Here is a 24,690-nt window from a genome sequence, read left to right as displayed (position 1 = left end):
GTGCTGCCACGACGCGGGGGCGGTCCCAGGACGGGACCGCCCCCGCGTCGTGCCGGGTCCGGTCAGCCCAGGTAGTCCTCGGGCGCCGAGCCGCGGCGGACGGTGTCCAGGGTGAAGCAGTGCAGGCCGCCGCCGAACAGCCGGCGGTGCCGGTGGCGGACCGGCACGGTGGTGAAGCCGTGCCGCTCCAGGGTCCGCATCAGCTCCGGGCAGGCCTCGTTGACCAGGACCGTCTCCTGGTCCACCGACAGCACGTTGAGGTCGATGTACGGGCTGGTGAGCACCAGGTCGTCGTCGTCATAGGACGGGAAGGCGTTGATCTCCGGCTCGGGCGCGAAGATCATGTCCCACTTGCGCAGCGCCTCGGGCAGCATCTCCGCGACCCGCGGCGTGCGCACCAGCAGCAGGCCCGGCCGCAGCGCGAGCACCATGCTGTCGATGTGGTTGTCCGTCATCGAGACGCGGTGGATCCGGAACCGGCCCTCCAGGTGGCGTTCGAGCCAGTCGACGCCCAGGGCGTGGTTGGCCGTCGAGACGTTGATCATCAGGTCCCGGCCCAGGCGCAGGCACTGGGCGCCGTCGATCATCATCTCGAAGCCGGTGTCGTAGGGCGAGGGCGCGGGCTCCTTGATGAACTCGGCCGGCCCGCCGGGGGAGCGCTCGGCGTACGAGGGGTCGAAGGAGGCGTCCGTCATGATCGGCCGGGGCATCACCGTCCACCGGGCGCCCTGCTCGAAGTAGCCCTGGAACACCTTCTTCAGCAACTGCGTCTCGAAGTACCGGGACCGCACCTGCGGCGGGGTCTCGATGATCTCGTCGCCCAGGATCAGGGTGTTGTCCCGGATGTTCAGGGGCGGCAGCACGGCGGCCGGCCAGGCCAGCGTCTCCACCCGGCTGACGTCGGCCAGCGGCATCGGCCGGTGCACCGTGACGGAGAGCGATTCCAGGGTCCGGGCGATGCCCTCGACGTCCTCGTTCAGTTCCTCGACGTACCGCTGCTTGATGGGCGACTGCGCGCCCGCCCCCGAGCTCCCGCCGGTGCCGCGCGGGGAGATCACCGGGTAGTACTGGCGGTCGTAGAAGGACTTCTGCTCGGCGATCTGGTCGTAGAAGAACAGCTGGAAGGAGAGTTCGGTTTCGTGGGTCGTGTAGTTCTCGGCCGATCCGACGATGACTTCCTGGAGCGGGGACCAGCCGTCGTAGCTGTTCAGGCGCACGGGCCTGCCTCCTTCTGCGGTGGTTGCGCGGACTCCGGGGCGGATCCGCGGGCGTCGTCCCGGGCGGATCCCGGCCCGGTGGCGGGAGCGGGGGAAGGGGCGGGGACCGCCCCGGCGACGAGCCGGGTCAAGGTCCCCAAGGTGGGGGCGGCCAGGAAGGCCGGCAGCGAGACGGCCACGCCGTACTCCGCCCTGACCCGCTGCAGCAGGCCCATCACCCGGCCGGAGTCGCCGCCGCTGGCGAAGAACTCGTCCGGCAGGGACGCCGTCTCGCGGGCGAGCACCTCGCACCAGAGTGCGGCGACCCGGCGCTCCTGCTCCGTGCGCGGCTCGCCGTCCGGCTCCGCCGCCCGGGGCGCGGGCAGCCGGGACCGGTCGAGCCGGCCGGCCGCGTCCAGCGGCAGCCTGGGCAGGACGACGACCCGCTGCGGCACCGCGTGCGCGGGCAGCGCCGCGCGCAGGTAGCGCAGCAGGTCCTCGGGGGCGGCGGCCTGCGGGCCGGGCGCGGTGGCGTAGCCGATCAGGCGGTGGCCGGGCGGGGCCTGCGGGTCGGCCAGCACGGCCGCGTGGCGGACCGTCGGGTGGGCGCGCAGCACCACCTCCGCCTCGGCGGGCTCGGGCCGGCGCGCCACGGCGGACCCGGCGACCAGCACGGCCTCGGGGAAGTGGCGGGCCACCCCGGGCACGTCGCGGGTGCTGCCGTCCTCAGCGCTGGCGTCGGCACCCGCGGCGGTCTCGGCGACGGCGATGGCCCGCAGCTCCGGCGCGGGCGCGCCCGCCTCCAACTGGACGAGGAACAGCCGCAGCAGGTCGGGCGTGCAGTGCACTACGGTCGCCCGCTGGCCGGCGAGGTCGCCCAGCAGGGTGGCCGGCGGCGCCGCGTACGGGTTGAGGACGTGCAGGCTCGCGCCGGTCAGCAGGGCGCCGAACAGTTCGGGCACCGAGCCGTCCAGGGCGTGCCGGGCGATCAGCGGCACCCGGTCCCGGGCGGTGAGCTTCAGGCGTCCGGCGAACGCCAGCGCCTGCGCCGACACCTCCCGGTTGGTCTCCGTACCGCCGTCCGGCAGGACCCGGGCGGGCGCCCCGACGGCGTCCTCCGACGCGAACGCCGGCCTCCCGGGATCGCCCCCGGGATCGCCCCCGGCGATGGTCAGCACCGGCCGCCCGTCGACTGCCCGCTCGGCCACGCGGGCGTGGGCGGCGTCGGTGAGTACCAGCGCCGGGGCGGTGTCGGCGAGGACGGCGGGCTGCGCCTTGGGCTGCTGCGGGTCCAGCGGGACGTACGCCGCGCCCGTCTTGAGCACCGCCAGGACGGCGGCGACCGCCGCGAGGTCGTGGCCGCACCAGAGCGCGACCCGGTCGCCGGGGCCGGCCGTGGGCCGGATCCGGGCGGCCAACGCGTCGGAGACGGCGTCCAGTTCGCGGTAGGTCCAGCGGCCCGAGGGGCCGTGCACGGCGAGCCGGTCGCCGAACCGGGCGGCGGTCGCGCGGAACCGGCGGACCAGGGTCTCGTCGGGGGCGGGCGGGGCGTCGTCCGGTTCGGCGACCGGCTCGCCGGGGTTGTCGGTCTGCTTCCGCGTCATGCTGCGCTCCCGTCGGGCAGGTCGGGCAGGTCGGGCAGGTCGGGCGGGTGTGGGAAGGCGGCCGGTCAGGCCGGGATGAACAGCTCGCCGAGCCGTTCGTTGACCTCCCAGGCGTCGTCCGGATCGGCCGCCACCGTGCAGTACGTCGCGCCGAGCCGCTCCGGGTTGTGGCCGCTGACGATGATCACGCCGGTCCGGGTGGCCGGGTCGTACGCCAGCCCCGCGCCGGCGACGGCGTCGCGCATCGCCGTGAAGGACGGGGTGGCCCAGCCGCGCGGCCAGACGTTGGTGAGCAGTATCCGGTCCTTGGTGTAGCCGGGGCCGACCACGGTCTCGCCGAGGACGCGGTAGGCGTGCGTGGAGCTGGTGATCCGGCCGTTCCACTCGGTGAAGAGCACCTGCCGGTCCGGGGTGATGATCGCATCGGCGCTCAGGTTGCCCCGGTAGCCCATCGCGTGCAGCGGTGCGCAGACCTTCCGCCCGCCCTCGATCAGCGCGGCCTGCAGTTCGGCGGCGAGCTCGGGCGGCGTCACCTCGGCCAGGTAGCGCGGGGCGTGCATCAGCTCGCCGAGGCCGCCGAAGGCGACCTCCTCGTCCTCGATGCGGAACTCGGCGTAGTAGGCGCGGCTGTCGGCGAAGTACCGTTCGACGACCAGCAGATGGGCCCCGTCGTCGGTGAGCCAGGCCCAGTGCTCTTCCAGGTAGCGGCGCACCGCCGCCCGGTCGGTCAGGTGCACGGTGCGCCGGGCGCCGACCGGCCGGGTGCCGTCGACCGGGCTGAGCACCTCGTTGCCGCCGCCGCCCGCGCCGTACTCCAGCTTCACCATCACGCTGTGGCCCTGCTCGATCAGCCCCGTGACGGCCTCCTCGGCGGCCGGGAGGTCCGCGCACACCGCGCCCGCGGGCAGCGGCGCGCCCGCGCCCGCCGCGGCCGCGCGGAAGACCGCCTTGCTGGTGGCCACGGCGCCGCCGCCCTGGCCGATGAAGGCGTGGCCGGGCAGGGCGGCGCGGGCGCCCAGCCGCTCGGCCAGCACCGCCACCGAGGTGTGCGGCCACATCGGGAACACCTCGTCCACCGGCCGTCCGCCGAGCGCGGCCAGCACCTCGGCGGCCAGCCGCGGATCGGTGAGCTGTTCGCCGGTGAGCATTCCGGCACGCGACGTGGATCGCTTCGGCGGAACGACGACGGTGAGCGTTTTCCGGTCGACTCCGGTGTGCTCCGTCACGTACCGCAGGAATTCCTCCTCCGGCGCCTGCGGAAGGACCAGGACATCGTGGTCGCGGGCGAACCAGACGAAATGGTCGACCCACCAGATGGCGCCGTCCGCGTGCCTGCCGAGGTTTTCGTCCCAGTCGTTGCCGATGAGAACCCTTGCCATCTCAGCCCTCCCGTGGAAAACATGGCGGTTGAGTGACCGTCAGCTCGATTTCCGCCCCGTCGGATGATGCCACAGACGGTCCGGCGTGCAAGCGGCGCGCATTTCCCGCACCGGCCGGGCGGCCCGCAATTCCGCGCCGGATTTCGCCGCCGTCCGGCGGTGGGGCCCGGCAATTCACGAGGGGATTTCGCCACGATGGAGGCACGGGTGGAGGCACAGGTGGAGACACGGGTGCAGGTACGGGTGCACGACACGCTCGCGACGGTGCCGGCGGCGCACTGGGCGGCGGTGGCCGCCGGGGCTGGGCTGTACGCCTCCCACCCGTGGCTGACCCTCGTCGAGCAGGAGACCCCGGGGCGGTGCCGCTACCTGGTGGCCCACGACGGCACCGGGCCCGCCGGCGCGCTGCCGGTCTACCTCACGGCCGACGAGCCCAACCCCTACTACCGCCCGGACTCCGTCTTCCGCGCGGCCGCCCCGGGCCCGGACGGCCGGTACTGCGTGGCCGGCAGCCGCAGCGGCTACCGCAGCGAGGTGCTGCTCGCCGACCGGCTCACCGAGGCCGAGCGGCAGGCCACCGTCGCCGCGCTGCTCGACAGGCTGGCCGCCCTCGCCGCGGCGGAGGGGCAGCAGCACGCCTACCTGCTCCACCTCACCGAGCGGGGCCTGCGCCAAGTCACCGGGTACGCCGGGGATCTCGCGCCGGTGCTCGGCTACAGCGGCGACGCCTGGCTGACCGCACCGGGCCGCGGCTTCGACGACTACCTCGCCGCGCTGAGCACCACCCGGCGCAAGACCACCCGCAAGGAGCTCCGCCGCTTCGCCGCGCAGGGCCTGAGCACCGTCCGCGCCGACCCCGGCGACGAACTCGACCTGCTCGCCCGGTTCGCCCGGCTGGGCAACGAGAAGTACGGCGTCGAGGAGGACGAGGCCGACCTGCGCACCCGGTTCGAGCGGCAGATCGCGGCCCTCGACGGCCACGGCGTGCTGTTCGTCTGCCGGCGCGGGCCGACACCGGTGGGCGTGGCGCTCGCCTACCGCTGGGGCGAATGGCTCCACCTGCGGGCCTCCGGCTTCGACCACGACGCGGCCGCCGGCGCCTACCCGTACTTCAACGTGGTGATCTACGAGCCGCTCCGGTACTGCTACGAGACCGGCCTGCGCGGACTCCACCTGGGCTCCGGATCCCACGACGCCAAGGCCGCCCGCGGAGCCCGGATCGGCCCGCTCGCCTCGGTGGCACTGCCCGCCGCCGGCGCGCCGCGCACCGACCCGGCCGCGCCGACCGCGCGCAGGGGCGTACGGCGGTACTGGGAGCAGCAGTTCGCGACCGTGCCGCACCTGCTGGACCAGGACCTGTGGCGGCCGTGGCTCGGCCGCTGAGGACGCATGCTGAGGACGCACGCCGGGGACGCACGCCGGGGACGCACGCTGAGGACGCTGAGAACGCTGAGGACGGGCGAACCGGAGGGAACGCACATGGAGGAGTTCACCTGGGACGCCGACCAGGCGGCCCGGTACGACACGGAGCACGCCCGGATCGACACCCCGCTGACCATCGCCTACCTCGCCGAACTCGCCGTCGGCGTGGACGTGTTGGAGTTCGGCGTCGGCACCGGCCGACTGGCCCTCCCACTGGCCGGGACGGCCCGCAGCGTGGTCGGCGTGGACAACTCGGCCGAGATGCTGGCCGCCGCCGGCCGAAGGCCGCTGCCCGGCAACCTGACGCTGGTCCGGGGTGACGCGCAGGACTGGACCACCGACCGGCGCTTCGGCCTGGTGCTCTGCGTCTACAACCTGCTGCTGCACTTCACCACCCAGGAAGCCCAGTTGGCCGTGGTCCGCAACGCCGCCGCCCACCTCGCGCCCGGCGGCAGCCTGGTGGTCGAGAACCTGCACCCGCCACTGCGGGCCCTCGAGGAGGGCGAACGGATCAGCACCCTGCGGCTGGCCGGCTCCGGCATGGCGATCAGCACCCAGCGCTTCGACTGGAAGTCGCTGCTGCTGGACCAGGACGTGCTCTACCTCGATGAGGACGGACACCGCGTCCGACGGATCGCCCAGCGGATGCTGCTGCCCTCCGAACAGGACCTGATGGCCAGGCTGGCCGGGCTGCGCCTGGTCAAGCGGATCGCCAACTGGCGCGGCGGCTCCTGGCGCGCGGACTCCGCAGCGCCGGCCGCGAGCAACGTCATCTCCGTCTACCGGCACGCGGATTGAGGGGGAACCGCGAAGATCACCCCGGGGCGGGGCCGTTCAACCGAGAATGGCTGACAGTTGAACGCGTGCCGTCAGCAGCCGGTCGACGGATCCGGGTGACAGCTACGGTCGACGGCTCAGGTCGACGGCTCAGGTCGACGGCTCCGAGCGAAGGGCCCGGGCGACGGACCCGGCGACGGACCTTGGACGAATGGACAGATCGCTCGGCTTCCGCGGTTAATGGCCGTGCCGACGACCCGAGATGGAGGCGCAAGTGTGGGGCAGGCTTCACCCGCGAGGGCTGAACGGTGCGTGACTTCTTCGACCGGGAACCCGGAACCCCCGACCTGCGCGGCCCGTGGCGGTACCTGCTGTGGATGGCCGCCCGCCACCGGCGCGTCCTGCTGCTCGACTGCCTCGGCAACATCGCCTGGGCGGCCGCACTCGGACTGACCCCCGCCGTGATCGGCCAGGCCATCAACCAGGGCCTGGTCGCCAGGAACCAGACCGCACTGGTCGGTTGGGGCCTGACCGTGCTCGGGGTCGGCGTGGTCTCCGCGCTGTCCGCCATGGCCGTGGAGCGCCTGGAGACCAGGCTCCGGGTCGAACCCGGCTACGAGACCATGCGGTTCGTCACCCGCAAGGCCTGCGAACTGGGCAGCACCGTCGGCCGGAAGGTCTCGGCCGGGGACCTGGTCACCGTCGGCGTCTCCGACATCAGCCTGATCGGCCAGACCCTGGAGGTCGGCGCCCGCGGCGTCGGCGGCGTGGTCGGCTTCGCCGCCGTCGCGGCGTTCATGCTCGCCGCGTCCTGGCAGGTCGGCCTGCTCGTGCTGATCGCGGTGCCGGTCATGCTCGTGGTCACCACCCGGCTCGCCCGGGTGCTGCGCAGCCGGCAGGGCCAACTCCGCACCCACCAGCGCGAACTCGCCGACCAGGCCGTCGACATCGTGCGCGGACTGCGCGTCCTGCGGGGGATCGGCGGCGAGGAACTGTTCGCCGCCCGCTACCGCGAGGGCTCGCAGCGCCTGAGGGCCACCGCGCTCCGCCAGGGCCGCGCCTCGGCGGTGCTCGGCGCCACCAGGACCTTCCTGCCCAGCCTGCTGCTCGCCGGCGTGGTGGCCCTGGCCGGCGAACTCGTCCTCGACGCGAAACTCAGCGCCGGACAGATGGTGGCCTTCTACGGCTACGCCACCTACCTGGTGATCCCCACCAACCAGATCACCTTCGCCGTCTCCAAGGCCATGCAGGGCCACGTCGCCGCCGAGAACGTCGTCCGGCTGCTCCGCACCGCGCCGGACCTCCCGTCCACGCCGGATCTCCCGCTCGGCCCGGACCTTCCGCTCGGCCCGGACGCCGCAGCCGTGCCCGACCCCGGCGTCCTCGCCGACCCCGACTCCGGCCTGCGGGTGCCCGCCGAGGGCCTGACCGCCGTCGTCTGCTCGTCCGCCGACGCGGTCGCGCTCGCCGACCGGCTGGGCCGGCAGGTCGACTCCGCGGCGACCTACGCCGGGGTGCCGCTGGCCGCCCTGCCGCTGGCCGGGGTGCGCGAGACGATCCTGGTCGCCACCGCCGAGGACCACCTGTTCGCCGGGCCGCTGCGCCGCGAACTCGACCCGGCCGACCGGTTGGCACCCGGCGACCCCGACGACCCGCTGTGGGCGGCCGTCGACGCGGCCGCCGCCCGCGATGTCGTCGAAGCCCTGCCGGACGGACTCGACACCGAGATCGCCGCCGGAGGCCGGGAGTTCTCCGGCGGGCAGCAACAGCGCCTGCGGCTGGCCCGCGCCCTGATGGCCGACCCGGCCGTCCTCATCCTGCTCGACCCGACCAGCGCCGTCGACGCACACACGGAGAACCGGATGGCCGAGGGCATCGCCCGGCTGCGGCGGGGCCGCGCCACCGTCGTGTTCACCACCAGCACCCTGCTGCTGCACCAGGCCGACCGCGTCGCCCTGGTCCTGGACGGCGGCCTGGCGGCCGAGGGCTCCCACGAGGCGCTGATGGCCGACGACCGCTACCGCGAGCTGGTCCAGCGCTGGACGGCCGCCGCATGAGCGAGCTGCCCGTCGCCTCCAACCGCGAACTCGCCGCGTACGCGCGGCGCGCCGTCCTCGCCCACCGCGGCGAATTCGCCGTGGTCGTCGGCCTGCAGGCGTGCGCCGCCATCGCCGGGCTGTTCGCGCCCTGGCTGCTCGGCAACCTGGTCGCCGACGTCACCCACGGCCACGACACCGTGCTGCGCCTGGTGCTGCTCATCCTCGGCTGTCTGGCCGCCCAGGCCGTACTGGTCCGGCTCGCCGAGTACGCGGCCGCCAGGCTCGGCGAGAAGATCCTGGCCGACCTGCGGGAGGAGTTCGTCTCGGACCTGCTGGGCCTGCCGCCGGAAACCGTCGAGGACGCCGACGCCGGGGACCTGATCACCCGCACCACCCGGGACATCGACCAGCTGTCCAACGCCATCCGCTCCGCGATCCCGGCCACCATGACCTCCGTCGGCATCGTCTGCTTCACCCTCGGCGCCCTGGCGCTGATCAGCCCCGTCCTGCTGCTGCCCTGCCTGCTCTCGGTGCCGGTGCTCTACGGCGCCGCCCGCTGGTACCTGCGCCGGGCGCACCAGGGCTACCTGCGCGAGGCCGCCACCTACTCCCGGCTCACCGAGAGCCTGGCCGAAACCGTCGAGGGCGCCCGCACCGTCGAGGCGCTGCGGCTGACCGCCCGCCGGATGGACCGGGTCGACGAGGACATCGCCACCTCCTACGCCGCCGAGCGCTACACCCTGCGGCTGCGCAACGTCTTCCTCCCGCTCTGCGACACCAGCTACGCCCTGCCGGTCGCCGCGATGCTGATCTTCGGCGGCACGCTCTACCTGCACGGCACGGTCTCCCTCGCCGCCGTCACCGCCGGTACCCTGTACGCCTCACAACTGCTCAACCCGCTGGACCAGTTGATGTTCTGGCTGGACTCGCTGCAGTCGGCCGGCGCCGCGCTGGCGCGACTGCTGGGGATGGCGCGGTTCCGCGAGCCCGCCCCGCCCGCCGTCACCCCGGGCGCCGCACCGACGGCGGGCGAGGTGCGCGGCGGCCGGGGGAGTGGCGGCGAAGCGCGGCCCGGCGAGGTGCGGGACATCGAGGTGCGCGACCTCCGCTACGCCTACCAGCCGGGCCACGACGTGCTGCGCGGCATCGACCTGACGGTCCGGCAGGGCGAGTGGCTGGCCGTGGTCGGGCCGTCCGGCGCCGGCAAGTCCACCCTCGCCAAGCTGCTCGCCGGGATCTACACCCCGGACACCGGCGGCGTCACTGTCGGCGGTCGGGAGGTCGCGGGCCTCGCCCCGGCCGCCCGGCGCGGCACGGTGGCCCTGGTCACCCAGGAACACCACATCTTCCGGGGCACCCTGCGCGACAACCTCACCATCGCGCGCCCCGGCGCCGACGACGAGGAGATCGCCGACGCGCTGCGCGCCGTCGACGCCTGGGAGTGGGCCGAGACCCTGGGGGTGGACAGCGGGATCGGCCCCGGCGGACACGCGCTGGACCCGGCGAAGGTGCAGCAACTGGCCCTAGCCCGGCTCCTCCTGGCCGACCCGGACATCCTCATCCTGGACGAGGCGACCTCACTGCTGAACCCGCAGGCCGCCCGGCACCTGGAACGCTCGCTGGCGGCCGTGACCAGCGGCCGCACCGTGATCGCCGTGGTGCACCGGCTGCACACCGCCCAGGACGCCGACCGGATCGCCGTGCTCGACGACGGCCGGCTCACCGAATTCGGGACGCACGAGGACCTGCTCGCCAAGGACGGCGCCTACGCGGCCCTCTGGCGCGCCTGGCAGGGATAGGGCCTGTCTTCAAACTCCCGCCTGCGGGGCGACGCCGGGGCACGCACCTCGCCGCGTTGTCGTCAGTCGCCGATGTCCCCCAGCCTTCGGCCGGGAGGTACCCCCACCGCATGGACTCTCCCCCAGCCTTCGGCCGGGAGGTGCCCCCATCCTCCGCCTTGCGATGCACGCACCCCAACGCCGCCCCGCCCGCCCTCCGGCCGGACGGCGGGAGTTTGAAGACAGGCCCTAGCCCGGAGTCCGATTCCGCACCTGATCCTGATCCGTCGTTCGTTGGAAGGGGGTGAATTTCGCATTGAGCGAGCGGATACTGGAAGACGTCCGGGCGGCCTGGGGCGATGTCTTCGGGACCGCCCCGGCCGACCCCGAACGGGATTTCTTCGACTGCGGCGGAAATTCGCTGCTGGCCATCCGACTGCAGCAGGCCATTCTCGTCCGGACGGGGGCGGCACTCAGCATCGCCGAACTCCTGCGGCACCGGACGATCGATGCCCAGGCCGCGCACATCGGCAGCGCCCCCACCGCCGGCCCGGGGCCGGATCGACCGGCCGGATAGTCCGGACGGAGCGGCGGCCGTCCCGCGCGCCGATCAGCCGGACAGCGCCGATCAGCCGGGTGGGCCGACCGATGAGCCATGCCCTTCGCATTCCGACCGGGGCGAATCCGACCAGGTGAATCCGACCAGGGGGAACAGATGCCGAACGACGTCCTGATGCCGCTCTCCTTCGCCCAACAACGACTCTGGTTCCTGGACCAGTTGGCCCCGGGCGGCACCGAGTACCTGATCCCCGTGGTGCTCCGGCTGACCGGGGAGCTGGACGTCCCGGCGCTGTCCGCCGCGGTGGCCGACCTGGTCGCCCGGCACGAGTCGCTGCGGACGGTCTTCGGCGAGCGGGACGGCCGGCCGGGCCAGCTCGTGCTCGACCCGAGCCCGGAGGTGCTGCGGGTGGCCGACGCCCCGGCCGGCCCGGGGGAGGCCGCGGCCGCGGCGATGGCCCCGATGGACCTGCAGCGCGGCCCGCTGTTCCGTGCCGTGCTGTACCGGCAGGGGCCGGACGAGCACCTGCTTTCTCTGACGTTCCATCACATCGTCGCGGACGGCTGGTCCATCGGCATCGTCGTCGACGAGCTGAGCCTGCTGTACGCGGCGCACCGCGCGGGCGACAAGCCCGAGCTGCCCGAACCGCCCATCCAGTACCCGGACTTCGCGATCTGGCAGCGGGACGTCCTGGACGGCCCGGTGCTGGCGGAACAACTCGCCTACTGGACCGGAAAGCTCGCCGATCTGGCCCCGCAGGACCTGCCCGCCGACCGGCCCCGGCCGCCGGTGTGGTCCGCACGCGGCGCCACGCTCTCCTTCCAGGTGCCCGCCGAACTCGCCGGGCGGCTGAAGGAGGTGTTCCGGGCCCACCGGGTCACCCCGTTCATGGGCCTGCTGGCCGCCTTCCAGGTGCTGCTGGCCCGGTACGGCGACCGGCAGGACGTCGCGGTGGGCACGCCGGTGGCGGGTCGCAACCGGGCGGAGACCGAAGCGCTGATCGGCTTCTTCGTCAACACGGTGGTGCTGCGCGCCGACCTCACCGACGACCCGACCTTCGCCGATCTGCTGGCGCAGGTACGGGAGACCGCGCTGGCCGCGTACGACCACCAGGACCTCCCGTTCGAGCGGCTGGTCGAGCACCTCGCCCCCGGACGCGACCTGTCCCGGACCCCGCTCTTCCAGACCATGTTCAACATGCAGGACCCCCAGGCCGCCGACCACGCGTGGGCGCTGCCCGGCGTCGCGGTCACCGCCGAACCGCTGGGCTGGGACGTCGCCAAGTTCGACCTGTCGCTGGAGATCGCCGAGACCGCGGCCGGATTCAGCGGCACGCTGGAGTACGCCACCGACCTGTTCGACCGCAGCACCGCCGAGCGGATCGCGGGCCACTACCTGACCCTGCTGGCCGGCGCGGCGGCCGACCCGACCACCGCCGTCTCCCGGCTGCCGCTGCTCACCCCCGCCGAGGAACGGCAGCTCCTCACCGAGTGGAACCGGACGGCGACGGCCTTCCCGGACACCCGGGTGCACGAGCTGGTGGCCCGGCAGGCCGCCGCGACGCCGGAGCGCACCGCGGTGGTCTGCGGCGAGCGCGCGCTGACGTACCGGGAGCTGGACGAGCGGGCCGACCGGCTCGCGCACCGGCTGGTCCGGGCCGGCGTCGGACCGGAGACCCTGGTCGCGCTCTGCCTGGACCGCGGCCCCGACCTGGTCGTCGCGCTGCTGGGCGTCCTCAAGTCCGGCGGCGCCTACGTCCCGCTGGACCCGCACCACCCGCGCGACCGACTGGCCCTGCTGCTGGCCGACATCGCCGCGCCGGTCGTGCTCACCGACCGGCACCTGGCCGAGCGGCTCCCGGACGCCGGGACCGTGCTCCACCTGGAAGACGCCCTGGAAGAGGCCCTGGAAGGCGCCTTGGACGAGGCCTTGGACGAGGCCTTGGGCGAGGCTTCGGACCCCGACGCCGCCACCGCCGCCACCGCCGCCACCCCCGGGGACCTCGCCTACGTCATCTACACCTCCGGTTCCACCGGCACTCCCAAGGGCGTCCAGACCCGGCACGACAACCTGGTCAACGGGCTGCTCGCGATGCAGGACGTCCTCCACCTGGGCCCCGAGGACCGGCTGCTGGCGGTCGCCCCCTACACCTTCGACATGTCCAGCGTCGACCTGCTGCTGCCCCTCGTGTACGGCGCCCAGGTCCACCTCGCCACCCGCGAGCAGACCACCTCGCCCGCGCGGCTCGCCGCCCTGCTCGCCGATCGCGGCATCACCGTCCTGCAGGCCACGCCGCCGCTGTGGAAGCTCGTCGTCGAGGAACTTCCGGACCTCTCCGACCGGCTCCACGTCCTGCTCGGCGGCGAAGCGCTCGACCCCCCGCTCGCGGCCCTCACCCGCCCCAAGGTCCGCCGGCTCACCCACATGTACGGGCCGACCGAGACGACCATCTGGACACTGGCCGCGGACGTCGGGCCGGACGTCGGGCCGGACGTCGGTCCGGACGGCGGGCCGGCGCCGGTCGTCCCGATCGGCCGGCCGATCGCCAACACCCGGGTGTACGTGCTGGACGGGCACCTGGCCCCGGTGCCGGTCGGTGTGCCCGGCGAGCTGTACATCGCCGGCGCCGGGCTGGCCCGCGGCTTCCTCAAGCGGCCCGGGCTGACCGCCGACCGCTTCCCCGCCTGCCCCTACGGGCCCCCGGGGGAGCGGATGTACCGCACCGGCGACCTCGTCCGGTGGCGCGCGGACGGGAACCTGGAGTTCCTCGGCCGCTCCGACAACCAGGTGAAGATCCGCGGCTTCCGGATCGAGCCGGGCGAGGTCGAGGCGGCGTTGCGCGCCGACGGGCTGGTGGGCGACGCGGTGGTGATCGCGCGCGAGGACGTGCCGGGGGACCGCCGGCTGGTGGCCTACGTGACGCCCGCCGCACCGGGCGCCGACGTCGACCTGCCCGCGCTGCGCCGGCGGGCCGGCCGGCGCCTGCCGGACTACATGGTGCCCTCGCACACGGTGGTGATCGACGCCGTACCGCTGACCGCGAACGGCAAGGTGGACCGGCGGGCGCTGCCCGCCCCCGACGGTGCGCGGCCGCACACCGGCCAGGCGTTCGTCGCGCCGGCCACCCCGGTCGAGCAGTCGATCGCCCGGGTCTGGGAACAGGTCCTGGGGGTGGACCGGGTCGGCGCCGAGGACAACTTCTTCGAACTCGGCGGCCACTCCCTGCTGGCCACCCAGGCGATCTCCCAGCTGCGCCAGGAGTTCGGCGACGGCCTCGGCGTGCAGAGCGTCTTCGCCGCCCCGACCGTGGCGGCCCTGGCGGAGGTGGTGAGCGCGGGCGGTGAGGCGCCCCCGGGCGCCGAGCCCGCGCTGACCATGCCGCCGATCCGGCGGGTGCTGCGGAACGGGCCGCTGCGCGCCTCCTTCGCACAGGAACGGCTCTGGCTGCTGGACCAACTCGTCCCGGACAGCACCGAGTACGTCATCCTGCGGGTGCTCCGGCTCACCGGCGGCCTGGACGCGGGCGCGCTGGAACGGGCGCTCGCGGAGCTCGTCGCCCGGCACGAGGTGCTGCGCACCCGGTTCGAGGTGGCGGACGGCGTCCCGCTCCAGGTGATCGAGCAACCCGGCGCCCTCGCGCTGCCGTTGACCGACCTGAGCGGACTTCCCGCCGAGCAGGCGGAGACCGAGGTGTCGGCGCTCGTGGCCGCCGAGACCGCCCGGCCGTTCGACCTCGCCGCGGCCCCGCTGCTGCGCGCCCGGCTGCTGCGGGTGCGGGCCGACGAGCACGTCCTGCTCCTCGCGGTGCACCACATCGCCGCCGACGCCTGGGCGATGGGCGTGCTCAGCCGCGAACTCGCCGCCCTCTACGCCGCGTTCACCCGGGGCCTGCCGTCCCCGCTGGCGCCGCTGCCGATCCAGTACGCCGACTTCGCGGTGCGGCAGCGGTACTGGATGCGCGGCGACGTGCTGGCCGACCAACTGGACTACTGGCGCGAACGGTTGAGCGGACTCGCACCGCTGGAGCTGCCCACCGACCGGCCGCGCCCGGCGGTGCGCTCCGGCAGCGGAGCGCGCCACGAGTTCACCCTGCCGCCGGAGTTGACCGAGGCGCTGCGCGAACTCTCGCACCGCGAGGGCGCGACGATGTTCATGACCCTGCTCGCCGCCTTCCAGACCCTGCTGTCCGGCTACAGCGGCCGGGACGACGTCGCGGTGGGCACCCCGATCGCCAACCGCAACCGGGCCGACACCGAAGGGATGGTCGGCTTCTTCGTCAACACCCTGGTGCTGCGCGCGGACCTCGCCGGGAACCCGTCCTTCACCGGCCTGCTGGCGCAGGTCCGGGACAGTGCGATCGGCGCCTACGCGCACCAGGACCTGCCGTTCGAGCGCCTGGTGGAGGAGCTGCGCCCGGAGCGCGACCTCGGCCGCAACCCACTGTTCCAGGTGCTGTTCATGTTCCAGAACACCCCGAGGTCACCGTTCACGCTCGACGGGCTCACGGTGACGCCGGGGGAGTGGGAACCGCAGGCGGCGAAGTTCGACCTGACACTCGCGGCGCACGAGAGCGACGGGCAACTGGACTGCGTGATCGAGTACAGCACCGACCTCTTCGAACCCACCACCATCGCGCGGATGGCCGGGCACTTCGCCACCCTGCTGGCCGGGATCGCGGCCGGCCCGGACCGGCGGCTCTCCGAGCTGCCCCTCCTGACCGGCTCCGAGCGGCGGCAGCTGCTGGAGGAGTGGACCGACACCGCCGCGCCCTACCCGGACGACCGGTGCGTGCACCAGCTGTTCGAGGAGCAGGCCGCCCGGACACCCGACGCCGTCGCGCTGATCGCGGGTGCCGAGGAGGTGACGTACGGCGAGCTGAACCGCCGCGCCAACCGGATCGCGCACCGGCTGCGCCGGGCCGGCGCCCGCCCGGAGGCCCTGGTCGGCGTCTGCCTGGAGCGAGGTCCGGAGCTGGCCGCCGCCCTGCTCGGCATCCTCAAGTCCGGCGCGGCCTACGTGCCCCTGGACCCGGCGCACCCGCGCGAGCGGCTGGCGGCGCTGCTGGCCGGCACCGGCGCGGCGCTGCTCGTCACCCGGCAGGAGCTCCGGGACCGGCTCGGTGCCGACACCGAGGCGGTCTGCCTGGACCAGGACGCGCCCGCCCTCGCCGCCTGCCCCGACGGGAACCCGGAGCCGTCCGCCCGGCCCGGCAACCTCGCCTACGTGGTGCACACCTCGGGCTCCACCGGCACCCCCAAGGGCGTCGCCGTCCCGCACCAGGGCGTCACGGCCTACCTGTCCTTCGTGACCTCCCGCTACGGCATCACCCCCGGCACCCGGGTGCTGCAGCTGGCGTCCGTCGGCTTCGACGCCTCGGTACGGGACCTGCTCGGGCCGCTCAGCTGCGGTGCCACGGCCGTCTTCGCCCCGCAGGACGGCCCGTTCGACCCGGCCGCGATCGCCGAGTGCGTCGAGCGCCACCGGGTGGAGGTGCTGCTCAGCACCGTCCCCTCCCAGCTGCGGGAGCTCCTGTCGCTCCCCGAGGCGGAGCACGCGCTGGCCTCGCTGCGGCTGACGGTGGCCAGCGGCGAGAGCCTCCGGCTCGCCGGCCAGCACGGGCGCCGTGTCCTGCCGGGCGCGCTGGTCAACCAGTACGGCCCCACCGAGTGCACCATGACCAGCACCTACTGGCCCGCCACCGAGGACTGGGCGGAACGCACCGAGGACGTCGTCGGCCGGCCGATCGCCAACAAGCGGGTGTACCTGCTGGACCGGTACCTGAACCCGGTGCCGGTCGGCGTCCCCGGCGAGGTGTACATCGCGGGCGTCGGCCTGGCCCGCGGCTACCAGGGCCGGGCCGCCCTGACCGCGGAACGCTTCGTCGCCTGCCCGTACGGAGCCCCCGGACCGGGGCCGCTCACCCCCGGCCCGACCACCACCGGTTCGGCCACCGCTTCGGCCACCGGGCGTCCCCGGCCCGACGGCGGGCCCGGAGCGCTGATGTACCGCACCGGGGACCTCGCCCGGTGGCGGCCCGACGGGGACCTGGAGTTCCTCGGCCGCGTCGACGACCAGGTGAAGATCCGCGGCGTCCGGGTCGAGCCGGGCGAGGTGGAGGCCGCCCTGCGGGCGAGCGGACCGGTGGGCGACGTGGTGGTGCTGGCCCGGGAGGACGTGCCGGGGCAGCGGCGGCTGGTCGCCTACGTGACCCCCGCCGAACCGGGCGGCCCGGTCGACGCCGCCGCGCTGCGCCGGCGGGCCGGCGAGCGGCTGCCGGAGTACCTGGTGCCCGCCGTGATGGCGATCGACACGCTGCCGCTGACCGTGAACGGCAAGGTGGACCGGCGGGCGCTGCCCGCCCCGGACGGTGCGCGGCCGGACACCGGCGGGGCGTACGTGGCCCCGGCCGGGCCGGTCCAGCAGACGCTGGCCCGGGTCTGGGAACAGGTCCTGGGCGTCGAACGGGTCGGCGCGGAGGACAACTTCTACGAACTCGGCGGCGACTCCGTGCTCAGCATCCGCGCCGTCCACCGGGCGGGCCGCCTGGGCATCCACCTCACGCCTCGGCTGATGGTTCGTCACCAGACCATCGCCCGGATCGCCGAGCACCTCGGGCGGGATGCCCTCGACGGCGGGGCCGGCACGGCCGGTCACGGCACGGTCACCCCGCTGAACGACAGCACCTCCGCGCCCGCCGCCTTCTGCTTCCCGGTGATCGCGGGCAACGTCACCGGCTACGTCCCGCTGGCCCGCGCGCTGAGCGCCGACGCCCGGCTGCTCGGCGTCGAACTGTCCTGGTGGGACCGGCCGGACGCGGCGGAGTGGAACATCCCGACGATGGCCCGCAGCTGCCGCGACGCCATCCTCGGCAGCCGGCCGGACGGGCCGTACCTGCTGGTGGGCTGGTCCTTCGGCGGCGTCCTGGCACTGGAGACGGCCCGGCTGCTCCACGCGGGCGGACACGCCGTCCGCGTCGTCGCCCTGGACGGCATCCTGCCCACGGCGGAGTACCGGGACGGCGTGCGCGGGAACATCGCGACGATCGACGGCCTGCTGGCCCGGCTCGCGGAGGCGGACAAGGCGGAGGAGGAGCAGAAGGCGGAGGCGGCGGGAGCAGCGGGCACGCGGCGACACACCCCGGCCGCCCTGCCGGAGGACGTGGCGGCCGGGCTGGAGCAGCTGAACATCCCGCCGGAGCTGCACGAGATCGCCGGCGCGGACCTGGTGCGCCACCTCACCGTCATGCGCGGCATCGGCACCGCCGTCCTGGCGTACGAGCCCGCACCGGTCGAGTTCCCCGTCACCCTCTACGAGGCGGAGCACCGCCCGCTGCCGGGCTGGATCGGGACCACCATCCGGGAGACCTGGCAGCCGTACGTGCCGGACCTGGAGGTGCGGGGCACACCGGGCGACCACTACTCGTTCCTGCGCTACCCGATCGTGCGCTCGCTCGCGGACAGCCTCCGGGACACCGTCCGCGAGCACGGCTGACCGGGCGTGGGCGCCCGCGTCAGCCGTACGCACGCTGACGCGGGCGCCCGCGCTCAGGCCGGCCGGTCCGCCGCGCGGGCGCCGCCCGGTGGAACGGCCAGCGCGGAGAACCCCCGCTCGATGACCGCCAACTGCCGTGCCACCTGCGGCAGGGCGGCGGGATCGTCGCTCCCCAGCGCCTGCCACTGCTCCTCGGCGGTCTCGCCGTAGAGCTTGCTGGTGGCGATGCGGAAGCGCAGCGCGCCGGGGTCGTCGCCCAGGTGGTGCCCGGCGAGCACGGCGATGCCGGCCCGCGAGAGCAGGTGGTGCTGCAGTCCGGCGCAGTCGCCCACGCCGTGCGCGGCCAAGCCCGCGCGCAGCGGCCCGTAGTCCGGGTAGAGGTAGAAGCCGGCCTGCGGTGCCCGGCAGCGGGCGCCCGAGCCGACCACGATCCGGTGCACCGCCCGGGCCACCTCGGCGTGCAGCCGGGTGGAGGCCGCGAGGTGGGCGCGCAGCTCCGGCGGTTCGGCGAACGCGTACGCCGCCACCTCCTGCATCGGCCCGGCGAGGGTCGACCACACCTCGCTCGCGTAGCCCGTCACCCGGTCCCGGACCTCACGGCCCCAGGCTCCGGCCGGGAACCGGGCCGCCCCGATCCGCCAACCGCCCAGGGCCAGGTTCTTGCTGAGCCCGGTGAGCACGATCGTCCGCTCCGGGAGGACGTCCGCCGGGCTGAGGAACGGCTGCGCCGGATCGTGCACGAGGTCGCGGTAGATCTCGTCGGAGACGACCGTCAAGTCCTCCTCGGCGGCCACCGCGCACAGCTCGGTGACGAGTTCCGGGCCGGCCAGGGTGCCGGTCGGGTTGTCCGGCAGGGTGAGGATCAGGACACCGGGCCGCCGGCCCGCCGCCCGGGCCGCGCGCACCGCCGTACGCAGCGCCGCCGGGTCGGGCACCCCGCCGCACTCCGCCGGGATCGGCACCCGCACCACGGCCTTGCCCGCGAGTGCGGCCTGCGGGGCGTAGGTGTTCCAGGCGGGCGCGGGCAGCACCAGGTCGCCGGGCAGCACCTGTTGCAGCGCCATCAGCAGCGGCTTGCTGCCGGGTGCCACGACGACCTGCTCCGGGCCGGTGGCCGAACCGCGCCGGGTGAAGTACCCGGCGACGGCGCTGCGGACGTCCGCAGCGCCCGCGACCGGGCCGTACCCGCTGCGCCCGGCCCCGGCGGTCAGCCGTTCCACCAGCGGTGGGAAGACGGGCAGGCCGGACTCGCCGAAGCCGAGGTGGACGATCTCCGCGCCCTCGGCCCGCCGCCGGGCCACCAGCTGGTCGAGCGCCATGTTCGGCGAGACGTGCCGATCGCTCGTCCCGGTCATGCCCGACCCCCCGCCGGGGCCGCCGTCGGGGCCGCTGTTCGGACCGCCGTCGGGGCTGCCGTCGGGGCCGCTGCCCGGATCGCCGGCGGGGCCGCCGCGCTGAGCGCCGCCCGGATCGCCGGCGGCACCGAATCGGCGAGCCGGAGTTCGTCCAGCCAGGCGGCGTCCGCCGACCAGTGCGCCCGGAACGGGCGGCCGACCAGCTCCGGATCGCGGGCCTGGAGCAGGCGCAGCTGGAAGAACCGCCCCTGCTCGGACTCCTCGACCCCGTCGACCACCACCTTGCCGGGTGCGGCGGACATCACCGGCCCGCGCACCGTCCGGGCCAGCCCCGGCAGCCGGCGGTACGCCTCCCCGAAGATCCGCACCGCCTCGGCCAGCGGCACCTTGAAGTACTCGTGCGGCCCGGTGTCCCGCTCGACGAACTGGTAGTACGGGACGGCGCCGAGGGCCGACTCCGTGCGCCACAGCTCGTTCCAGACCTGCGGGTCGTCGTTGACCCGGGCGATCAGCGGCGCCTGGCAGTACACCTGCGCGCCCGTCCCGCGGAGCCGGGCGACGGCCTGCCGGGCGACGGCGGGGCCCAGCTCGCGCGGGTGGCTGTAGTGGCCCATCACGGCGAGCGTGCGGCCGGTCGCGACCACCTCTTCGAACAGCCGCAGCAGGTCGTCCGCGTCGCGGTCGGTGACGAAGCGGTGCGGCCAGTAGGCGAGCGCCTTGGTGCCGATCCGCACGGTCCGCACGCTCTCCACCGCCAGCAGCGGTTCGAGGTGGCGCCGCAGCCGCTCGGCGGACATCACCAGCGGATCGCCGCCGGTGACCAGGACGTCGCTGACGCCGGGGTGCGCGCGCAGGTACCCGACCAGCTGCTCGGGGCCCTCGGCGGCGAACCGCAGGTCCGCGTCGCCGACGAACTGGGCCCAGCGGAAGCAGTAGGTGCAGTAGGTGTGGCAGGTCTGCCCCTGCTGCGGGAAGTACAGGACCGTCTCGGCGTACTTGTGCTGCACCCCCGCCAGCCGCCGGCCGTCGACGCTCGGCACGTTCAGTTCCAGCTGGCCGGACGGGTGCGGGTTCAGGCGGTACCGGATGTCCCGCACCGCCGCGCGCGCCTCGGCGGAGGAGCCGTCCGGCAGCGCGGCCAGCCGGCGCAGGTCCTCGGCGGGCAGCATGCCCTCCTGCGGGAACACCATCTGGAAGACCGGGTCCTCGGGGACGCGCCGCCAGTCGATCAGCTCCGACAGCACGTAGTCGTTGACTCGGAACGGCAGGACCCGCGAGACCAGCTCGACCGTCCGGAGGACCTCCGCGGACAGGGCGAACCGCCGCGCGACCTGCTCCAACTGCCGGGCCCCGTAGGCGCGGAAGCGGGGTGGGTCGGTCGGGCCGGGGGCAGCCAGGGGGGAGCGCAGTGCGTGCATCCTCCGATGGTGGTCCCGGAGCCCGGCACCGGTCCAGGCGCTCACGGTCGCCCGCTTGCACCCCGAGGGCCCGGTGGCGGACGCCCGGGCGGAACGGCGGTGGGCAGAAGGGTCTCCTCCTCCGCTCGCCGATTCAGCCCGGCTTTCCTGTCCGGCTTCCTGACCGGCTTTCCTGACCGGCCGTCCGGGAGCCGGTCAGGGCAGGGCGTCGTACGACCAGTTCGGATCGCGGCCGGTGAGGGCCAGCAGCTCGTCCTGGGCGTCGGCCCCCGGTACCGTGCCGAGCGGCGGGTCGAACAGGCCGGTGCGGGCCAGGTCGCGGTAGCCCTGGAACTCGGCGAGCGCGTACCGCGCGGCGCCCGGCGGCATCCGGCCGCGCTCGCCCAGCGCCCGGGCCAGGTCCCAGCCGTGCACGACGGTCTCCGCGGTCAACTCCCGTGCGTACCCGCCGACATCACGCACTCCGTACGGCAGGTGCACCAGCCGGTCCGGGGCGCCGGGCTGGTGCAGCGCGCGCACCGCGGTGTCGGCGGCCATCACCCACACGCCGACGGGGTTGCGGCCCAGCACGTCGCCGTCGAAGCGGTGGCCGATCGACTCCGGGGTGTAGCCTGCCACCGCCTGGCAGACCCAGAGGTGTTGCGCGGCAAGGTGGTTCACCAGTGTGCGGACGTCCCACCCCCGGCACGGCGTGGGGATCGTCCAGCCGTCCTCGGGGACGGCCAGGACCAGCCGGGTCACTTCCGCCGCGGCGGCGATGTAGCGTTCACGGACCTCGATGTGGAACCCGGGTGGGTGTGGACATTCCATCGGAGGGCCTCCCTCCTGCCCTGCTTACTCTCAGTAAACCGCTACCGGAAGTGGCATGCCAGACGGACGGGCTGCCGATCCCGGTGCGGGGCCGGACGGCGACCGGAGGCTCGCGATGGGTGCCGGAACTCGCGCTCGGTGCTCGGCAGTTGCGCTGGGTGCCCGGAACTCAGCCGCTCAGCGGTCGGCCCCGTTCATCGGATCCGCCAGGTCCGCCAGGACGGCCCGCGCCGCGTTGTGCCCCGGGATGCCGCTGACGCCGCCGCCACGGACAGCCCCCGCGCCGCACAGCAGGACGTTCGGACGGGACGTCGCCACGCCCCAGCGCGCCGCGGCGCCCTCCGCCTCCTCGTCGGCGAACGGGAAGGACAGGTCGCGGTGGAAGATGTGGCCGCCCGGCAGCCCGATCTCCCGCTCCAGCTCCGGCGGCGTCCTGGCCTCGATGCAGGGCCGGCCGTCGGCGTCCGTGGCCAGGCAGTCGGCGATCGGCTCGGCCAGTACCTCGTCCAACTGCGCCAGGCTCGCGGCCAGCGCCCGCTCCTTGACCTCGCGCTCCCCGGCCGCACGCTCCTGGCCCCCGCGCTCCCCGGGCTCGCGGCCGGTCCCCGGATCGCCGAACAGCCGGGTCGGCAGGTGCAGGCCGAACAGGGTGAGCGTGTGCAGCCCCTGCCGGACGGCCTCCGGGCCCAGGATCGACGGGTCCGTCAGGGTGTGGCAGTAGATCTCGGACGGCGGCGCCGACGGCAGCCGCCCGGCCCGCGCCTCGGTGTACGCCGCCGCCAACTGCCGGTAGCCCTCGGCGATGTGGAAGGTGCCGGCGAAGGCCTCGCGCGGGTCCGCGGCGGCGTCCCGCAGGCGCGGCAGCCGGCGCAGCACCATGTTGACCTTCAGCTGGGCGCCCTCCGGCGCGGGCCCCGGATCCTCGCCCAGCAACCGGGCCAGGGTCGCCGGCGCGGCGTTCACCAGCACCCGGCGCGCCGCCGCCGTCGCCTCGCCGTCCCGGTGGCGGTACGAGACCTCGGCGTCGCCGCGGCCGCCGCCGTCGCCCGGGCCGCCGCGGTCGGCGGCGATGGCGGTGACCTCGCAGCCGGTCCGGATCTCCGCCCCGGCCGCCAGCGCCGCCTCGGCCAGCGCGCCCGTCACCGCGCCCATCCCGCCGACCGGGACGTCCCAGTCACCCGTTCCGTTGCCGATCACGTGGTACAGGAAGCAGCGGTTCTGCCGGAGCGCGGGATCGTGGGCGTGGGTGAAGGTGCCGATCAGCGCGTCCGTGAGAACCACGCCGCGCACCAGGTCGTCCGCGAAGGTCCGTTCGACCGTCTCGCCGAGGGGCCGCTCGAACAGCGCCGTCCAGGCGGCGTCGTCCGCGACCCGCCGGCGCAGCCCGGCGCGGGTGGGCAGCGGCTCGGTGAGCGTCGGGAACACCCGCCGGGCGACCTGGCCGGTCATCCCGTAGAAGCGCTGCCAGGCCTGCCACTCCCGGTCGGTGCCGGTCAGCGCCCGGAACGACTCCCGGGTGCGGCCGGGGTCACCGGCGTCCACCAGCAGGCCGGTGGGCTTGCCGTCCCGCACGGCGGGCGTGTACGAGGAGATCCGGCGGCGGCGGAGCTCCAGCCGCAGCCCGAGGTCCCGCACCACCTTCCGCGGCAGCAGGCTGACCAGGTAGGAGTAGCGCGACAACCGGACGTCGACCCCGGGGAACACCGGGGCGGAGACCGCCGCCCCGCCCACCCGGGACAGTCGCTCGAGGACCAGCACCCGCAGCCCGGCCCGCGCCAGGTAGGCCGCGGCCACCAGCCCGTTGTGCCCGCCGCCGACGATCACGACGTCGTACCGCACGGACGCGTTCGTGTTCACCCGGCCACGCTACGGCACACCGCGCAGCTCCGGAACAGTCGTGCGCGGGCCCGCTGCGGCGCCCTCGTCAGCGTGCGGCCGCCGCCCCATCGGGCCCGACCCGGTGCCCGTACACCCCGACGGTGGCGGCGGCGACAAGCGCGACCACACCCCCGGCCACCATGACGGCGGCGGGCGAGGAGTGGTCCACCACGAGGCCGCCCGCCAGGGAGCCGATCGAGATCGTGGCCTGGAACGCGGAGGTGAACACCACCCCCGCCCCCTCCGGGGAATGGGGGGCGGCCGCGAGGAACCAGGTGAGCGAGCAGACCGGGACGGCGCCGTACGCCACTCCCCAGAGCATCAGCAGCACGCCAGCACCCGGCCCGCCGGTGCCCAGCAGCGGCAGCAGCAGGGTCGCGGCGGCCAGCAGGACGGCGGCCCCGCCGAACACCGGGCGCAGCGCCCGCGCCGCCCGCCCGCCGAGCAGGACGTTGCCGAGCAGCCCGGCGGCGCCGTAGGCGAGCAGGAGGCCGGTGATCAGACCCGGTTCGGCATGGGTGGTGTCCGCCAGGAACGGCGTGACGTACGTGTAGCTGCCGAAGTGGGCGAGGACGATCAGGAAGGTGGCCGCGAGGCCGGTCCGGGTGCCCCGGCCGGCCAGCATCCCGCGCAGCACCCCCAGGCTGGTCGAGGTCAGCGGAGGCAGCGGCGGCAGCGACACCAGGAGGGGCGCCAAGGTCAGTACGGTCAGCGCGGCCATCGCCAGGAACGCCGCCCGCCACCCGGCGAAGCGCCGCCGGACGCAGGCGGGGTGGGCAGAAGAGCAGTGTCAGACATACCGGAGGTCCTGTCCGTGAGCGGTGGATGTCACCGAAGTCCACCAAGCCGTGAGGGGGTTGGTCTGGCGTGATTCCGACATCAACGTCAGGGCCGGTACTTTTCGGGCGGTCCGGGCGGTCCGGCCCGGGCCGCCCGTACGACTGTCCGGTACCTCCGAGCCGACTTTCGATCACCCTGGCACCG

At 74.6% G+C, this 24,690-nt stretch carries 13 protein-coding genes and 1 pseudogene; 6 read left to right on the top strand and 8 right to left on the bottom strand.

The genetic code is table 11. From position 1 onward, the window contains the following. Nucleotides 1–62 precede the first annotated feature (62 nt). The 3 genes from AC0B61_RS29755 to AC0B61_RS29745 all read right to left on the bottom strand — a co-directional run bounded on the left by AC0B61_RS29755 (nucleotide 63) and on the right by AC0B61_RS29745 (nucleotide 4,179). On the bottom strand, nucleotides 63–1,217 hold the full coding sequence (locus AC0B61_RS29755; protein ID WP_471744409.1) for a glycine amidinotransferase: 1,155 nt from the start codon (nucleotides 1,215–1,217) through the stop codon (nucleotides 63–65). Beyond that, nucleotides 1,208–2,800 carry an AMP-binding protein gene (locus AC0B61_RS29750; RefSeq protein WP_471744407.1) on the bottom strand — a complete coding sequence of 531 codons (1,593 nt, stop codon included), beginning with the start codon at nucleotides 2,798–2,800 and terminating at the stop codon, nucleotides 1,208–1,210. Before AC0B61_RS29750 ends, AC0B61_RS29755 begins: the two co-directional genes overlap by 10 nt. Before the next feature lie 65 nt (nucleotides 2,801–2,865). Then, nucleotides 2,866–4,179: a preATP grasp domain-containing protein gene (locus AC0B61_RS29745; RefSeq protein WP_471744405.1), complete on the bottom strand. Its 1,314-nt coding sequence runs from the start codon at nucleotides 4,177–4,179 to the stop codon at nucleotides 2,866–2,868. Between the two features lie 219 nt (nucleotides 4,180–4,398). Between AC0B61_RS29745 and AC0B61_RS29740 the strand changes: the two genes are divergently transcribed. From AC0B61_RS29740 to AC0B61_RS29715, 6 genes are all read left to right on the top strand, one after another. Further along, entirely contained in the window at nucleotides 4,399–5,562 is a 1,164-nt protein-coding gene (locus tag AC0B61_RS29740) for a GNAT family N-acetyltransferase (RefSeq protein WP_471744403.1), read from the top strand. Nucleotides 5,563–5,658: 96 nt separating this feature from the next. Further along, entirely contained in the window at nucleotides 5,659–6,399 is a 741-nt protein-coding gene (locus tag AC0B61_RS29735) for a class I SAM-dependent methyltransferase (RefSeq protein ID WP_471744401.1), read from the top strand. Between the two features lie 287 nt (nucleotides 6,400–6,686). Further along, nucleotides 6,687–8,435: an ABC transporter transmembrane domain-containing protein gene (locus tag AC0B61_RS29730; RefSeq protein ID WP_471744399.1), complete on the top strand. Its 1,749-nt coding sequence runs from the start codon at nucleotides 6,687–6,689 to the stop codon at nucleotides 8,433–8,435. Then, a complete protein-coding gene (locus tag AC0B61_RS29725; RefSeq protein WP_471744398.1) occupies nucleotides 8,432–10,216 on the top strand; it encodes an ABC transporter ATP-binding protein in 1,785 nt (594 codons plus the stop codon). Before AC0B61_RS29730 ends, AC0B61_RS29725 begins: the two co-directional genes overlap by 4 nt. Nucleotides 10,217–10,511: 295 nt before the next feature. Next, the gene (locus tag AC0B61_RS29720) at nucleotides 10,512–10,772 is read left to right on the top strand and encodes an acyl carrier protein (protein WP_471744396.1); all 261 of its coding nucleotides are present in this window, start codon (nucleotides 10,512–10,514) and stop codon (nucleotides 10,770–10,772) included. 138 nt (nucleotides 10,773–10,910) lie between these two features. Continuing rightward, complete coding sequence (locus AC0B61_RS29715; protein WP_471744394.1) at nucleotides 10,911–18,245, top strand: amino acid adenylation domain-containing protein; 7,335 nt, start codon at nucleotides 10,911–10,913, stop codon at nucleotides 18,243–18,245. Nucleotides 18,246–18,298: 53 nt separating this feature from the next. On the opposite strand, the gene AC0B61_RS29710 is transcribed toward AC0B61_RS29715, so the two are convergent. The 5 genes and pseudogenes from AC0B61_RS29710 to AC0B61_RS29690 all read right to left on the bottom strand — a co-directional run. Beyond that, on the bottom strand, nucleotides 18,299–19,600 hold the full coding sequence (locus AC0B61_RS29710; protein ID WP_471744392.1) for a pyridoxal phosphate-dependent aminotransferase: 1,302 nt from the start codon (nucleotides 19,598–19,600) through the stop codon (nucleotides 18,299–18,301). Beyond that, nucleotides 19,597–21,018, bottom strand: a complete 1,422-nt coding sequence (locus tag AC0B61_RS29705) for a KamA family radical SAM protein (protein ID WP_471744390.1) — start codon at nucleotides 21,016–21,018, stop codon at nucleotides 19,597–19,599. Before AC0B61_RS29705 ends, AC0B61_RS29710 begins: the two co-directional genes overlap by 4 nt. Before the next feature lie 195 nt (nucleotides 21,019–21,213). Further along, a complete protein-coding gene (locus tag AC0B61_RS29700) occupies nucleotides 21,214–21,828 on the bottom strand; it encodes a TIGR03086 family metal-binding protein (RefSeq protein WP_471744388.1) in 615 nt (204 codons plus the stop codon). A 177-nt stretch (nucleotides 21,829–22,005) separates the two neighbouring features. Further along, nucleotides 22,006–23,685 carry a phytoene desaturase family protein gene (locus AC0B61_RS29695; RefSeq protein WP_471744386.1) on the bottom strand — a complete coding sequence of 560 codons (1,680 nt, stop codon included), beginning with the start codon at nucleotides 23,683–23,685 and terminating at the stop codon, nucleotides 22,006–22,008. A 67-nt stretch (nucleotides 23,686–23,752) separates the two neighbouring features. Next, nucleotides 23,753–24,442 (bottom strand): annotated as a pseudogene (locus AC0B61_RS29690) (MFS transporter); the annotation flags it as partial. Nucleotides 24,443–24,690 lie beyond the last annotated feature (248 nt).

It is taken from the genome of Kitasatospora sp. NPDC023385 (genome assembly GCF_055664045.1).
Note: the sequence above shows the minus strand (reverse complement) of the source record. Positions and strands in the feature narration are given on the sequence as shown.